At 44.6% G+C, this 3,551-nt stretch carries 6 protein-coding genes; 2 read left to right on the forward strand and 4 right to left on the reverse strand.

Going from position 1 to position 3,551, the window contains the following annotated elements; all coding sequences use genetic code 11:
- The first annotated feature begins 65 nt into the window (after window positions 1-65).
- Both CAG68_RS22355 and yfcE read left to right on the forward strand, forming a co-directional pair.
- A complete protein-coding gene (locus CAG68_RS22355) occupies window positions 66-275 on the forward strand; it encodes a hypothetical protein (protein ID WP_005382086.1) in 210 nt (69 codons plus the stop codon).
- 75 nt (window positions 276-350) lie between these two features.
- A complete protein-coding gene (yfcE, locus tag CAG68_RS12690) occupies window positions 351-896 on the forward strand; it encodes a phosphodiesterase (protein ID WP_054728933.1) in 546 nt (181 codons plus the stop codon).
- Between the two features lie 38 nt (window positions 897-934).
- On the opposite strand, the gene CAG68_RS12695 is transcribed toward yfcE, so the two are convergent.
- The 4 genes from CAG68_RS12695 to CAG68_RS12710 are packed head-to-tail and all read right to left on the reverse strand — an operon-like array spanning window position 935 to window position 3,441.
- Window positions 935-1,213: a SelT/SelW/SelH family protein gene (locus CAG68_RS12695; protein ID WP_005382088.1), complete on the reverse strand. Its 279-nt coding sequence runs from the start codon at window positions 1,211-1,213 to the stop codon at window positions 935-937.
- Window positions 1,214-1,234: 21 nt separating this feature from the next.
- Window positions 1,235-1,990, reverse strand: coding sequence for a sulfite exporter TauE/SafE family protein (locus CAG68_RS12700; RefSeq protein ID WP_054728937.1), 756 nt, complete (start codon window positions 1,988-1,990; stop codon window positions 1,235-1,237).
- 45 nt (window positions 1,991-2,035) lie between these two features.
- Complete coding sequence (toxS, locus tag CAG68_RS12705) at window positions 2,036-2,551, reverse strand: transmembrane regulator ToxS (protein WP_005382091.1); 516 nt, start codon at window positions 2,549-2,551, stop codon at window positions 2,036-2,038.
- An 11-nt stretch (window positions 2,552-2,562) separates the two neighbouring features.
- Window positions 2,563-3,441 (reverse strand): transcriptional regulator, encoded by an 879-nt coding sequence (locus CAG68_RS12710; RefSeq protein ID WP_017819958.1) that lies wholly within the window; start codon window positions 3,439-3,441, stop codon window positions 2,563-2,565.
- Window positions 3,442-3,551: the final 110 nt, after the last annotated feature.

Genomic DNA, 3,551 nt, shown 5'->3' on the forward strand with positions numbered 1-3,551 from the left:
GTTGCATATGTGTTAATTCACCATTATTCTTTGCGCCCTAAGCCTAATGTCGAGGAATCTGTATCATGCCTTTAGTCTCTTGCCCCGTGTGTGAGAAACAAATCTCAAAACGCGCTCATGCATGTCCAGGATGCGGAGAGCCCGATCCGCTGCACCATCTAGCCAAATCAAAATTTATGTCGATGGTGTTTTGGATACTGGTGTTGGTTGGAACAGCGTATGCAGCATGGTTCTATGTTTTGCCTATGGTCATTGAATCATTGCGCTATCAGTAGTATTCAAACCGTCGTAGGTTGAGCTGCTAAAAAAATGCCGTAGAATGACCTCATACTTTTTGAGGAGACGATGTCGTGAAACTATTTTTTGCCTCAGACCTGCATGGCTCTTTGCCAGCAACTAAAGAAACCATTGATCTATTTTTGGCTTCTGGTGCGCACCACCTGATTTTGCTAGGAGATACGCTAAACCATGGGCCGCGAAACCCTATTCCGGAAGGCTACAACCCTCCACAGGTAGTAGACTTATTGAACCAATACAGTGATCAAATTATTTCTGTACGTGGCAACTGTGATAGTGAAGTAGACCAAATGCTATTGAAGTTTCCAATGATGATGGATTACTCATGGGTGCTACTTGAATCTGGCAAGAGAATCTTTTTGACTCATGGTCACTTGTACAACTCTGAAAAACGGCCGCCACTGCGTGAAGGTGATATCATCGCCCACGGTCATACACATGTTCCCGTCGCAGAGATGCAAGATGGAGCCATTATATTCAACCCAGGCTCGATGACATTCCCACGTAATGGCTTACCGAGAAGCTTTGGTACTCTAGAAGGCAATAAGCTAACGGTAAAAACGCCAGAAGGCGAAGTATTAGCACAAACCATGATTTAACGGTTTTACTAAGTAAAAAATAGGGAGCGAATTGCTCCCTATTTTGTGTCTGAATGTCCTAAATCGCGTTCTGGGTCGATAATGTCTCTTACGCGCTGTTTTAGCACCTTGGCTTCAGGAAAGCCGCTGTCTTTTTTCCGTTCCCAAATTTGCTGGCCATTACAGAAAATTTCGAAGCGACCACCTGTGTCCGGGTGTAAGCTGATTGTTTCTATTTCTTCGCTAAAAGTATGCAGTAATTCTTGCGATAGCCAAGTTGAACGCAACATCCAGTTGCACTGGCGGCAGTAATAAATATCAATGATTGCTTTATCCATGAAACTTTCCTTTTAATCTTTTTAAACCAGCAACTTGATGCCCACGGCAAACGTGAGAATTTCGAATGCAACTTTAATCACTCTGTTACTGTATCGAGTCGCGGCCCATGCGCCTAAACTGCCGCCTAGAAAAGAGCTTAACAATAAAACAGGTAACCAAGCCCAGTGAATAGGCGCCCCTGCCTGTACGACGGCAATGCCTCCAATGCCATTCCAAAACAGGCCGACACAAATCATGGTGTAAGCAACGGCTTGTTTGTAGTCGTAACCAAACCAGCGCACCAAAAATAGTGTCACGAGCAAACCAGAACCTGCGGTAAGAGATCCGTTAATGATGCCGATAAACAGTAAGCCAATTCCACCAATAACCCAACCGATAGGATGACGGTTACGTATTACTTCAGCTTGGCCTAGCGATGTCTTAAATCGCGAGTAGATACCTAGCGCTAGGATCATCGTACCGAGCATCTTTTCCGCGATACCATCAGGGATCTGTACAATTAAGTTAGCCCCTAAAATCACGCCAATACTACCGGACAAGATAAGGTAGAGCGCGATTTTCCATTTAATAGTGCCTGATATTAAATGCGTGCTTGCTGCGCCTAAGCCTAAAGCGACCGAAGCCACCTTATGTGTGCCTAGCGCAACGGAGAACGGTAAGCCGAGAAAGATGAGTAAAGGGAATTGAAGCAAGCCTGCTCCGCCACCGGAAAGTGAAGCCAGCGTGTTGGCGATTAGTGAACCGAAAAAGAGAGTAGTGGTATCTAGCCAATCCATAAGCAAAACAAAGGGGGCGTCTGCCCCCTTATCATCCAATCAAAATTAGTTTTTAAACAGTACCGAAGAACCGTGGTTCAAGCTAGTGAGCAAGAGTGTTTTTTCGTTCACGACGTCAATACGACGACTTTGCTCCGCATCTAGCTTAAAAATTTGAGTAATCAAACGTAGCTGTGCTTCGGAAAAGTCTTTTGATTGAGAAGATGAAATATCTTTAAACTCCGAAGGCGAGACCAACAAATAGTTGTCACTTACTTCCCAGCGGCCTTTTTCCGAGATATTTATCGTTGATTCTGCGGTTGAACCTTGAGCAAATAGTTTTATATTTGCTACGCGAATATAGTCACCATTAGGGAGATATTTCACGTTTGATTCAACATTAACTCGGCGTAGTGGGCCGACAGTATCGTCAGGCAAGCTGTCTGTAATGACTGTCACCATGGTCGACTGCCATTCGTTTGCTGTGAGGAGCTGCTCCACTTTTAGGTCACTTCCCCAATACAACCAACTGCTGAAAAGAACGGATACGGCCAAAACCGCAGATGCTAATTTAATCTTCATATTGGCCTCCTTTATTTGCAGATGTCTGTTGGATCGTTTTGACCTGCGAAAATACGCAGTGTTACGTTCTCGTAAGAGTGGTTACTGTCATGAATATAGTTCAGAATCAGCTGGTTATTTTGTCCACCAGTGGCAATCACTTCCACTGGCAACGAGTCTTCTGCATGGTGCTTCACGTAGCGCTCAATGCATTGCTCTATTGAAGGCAACCAGTTGTTGATTTGAGGGTGATTTACAGGTGTCATCACTGGTACATTTTGATACTCACCAATCTGACGGAATTGGGATTCCGCAGGGTTCGTGAATAACAATACGCAAACAGGAAGCAGCAGAGACAAAAAGATAATGACACGCGGTAGCCAGTTAATCGTGTTAGATGCTGGCTTCGGCTGAGTTTTAGTCGGCTCTACTTGAGGCTCAAGATCAGCAGTAGTATCGGTCACTATCTCTGTTGGTGGTGTATCGCTCGCTTCTAACTCCACTGCTGGCGCTTCGTGTTCAGAAGCGGTTTCTTCAACGTCAGTGTTAGAGTCAGTAGAAAATGGGCTCAAGCGTTCCACTGAACAAATGAGTTGGTAGCCACGTTTAGGTACCGTTTTAACAAACTCTGGAGATTTTGTTGAATCCTTCAACATCTTACGCAGAGTAGAAATCGCTTGAGTCAGGCTTGAGTCATCCACCTCAAAACCTTGCTCACGCCAAACAAACTCGTGAAGCTCGTTACGGGTTAAAACTTCGTTTGGTCTCTCTGCCAACATCAGAAGTATACGGCTTTCGTTGCTTCCTAATCGTACAACGTCGTTGCCGTTTTGTTGGTCAGCGAGCGAATTACTATTTGGATCAAAGGTGAACCTTTGAGCAAGTAGAAATTTGGTGCCAATGTTAGTCATTTAGTTCTTCTTAGATGGATGATGTTGTAATTATGGTGATTTATGTCACAAAATTACCGGGGCGCTTGGAGTGCGCACGACATTTTAGATGCTTTTAGACGGGTAGGATA

Origin of the sequence: Vibrio sp. V42_P2S4T144, assembly GCF_009904715.1 — a bacterium.
In the GTDB taxonomy this organism is placed as follows: domain Bacteria; phylum Pseudomonadota; class Gammaproteobacteria; order Enterobacterales; family Vibrionaceae; genus Vibrio; species Vibrio alginolyticus.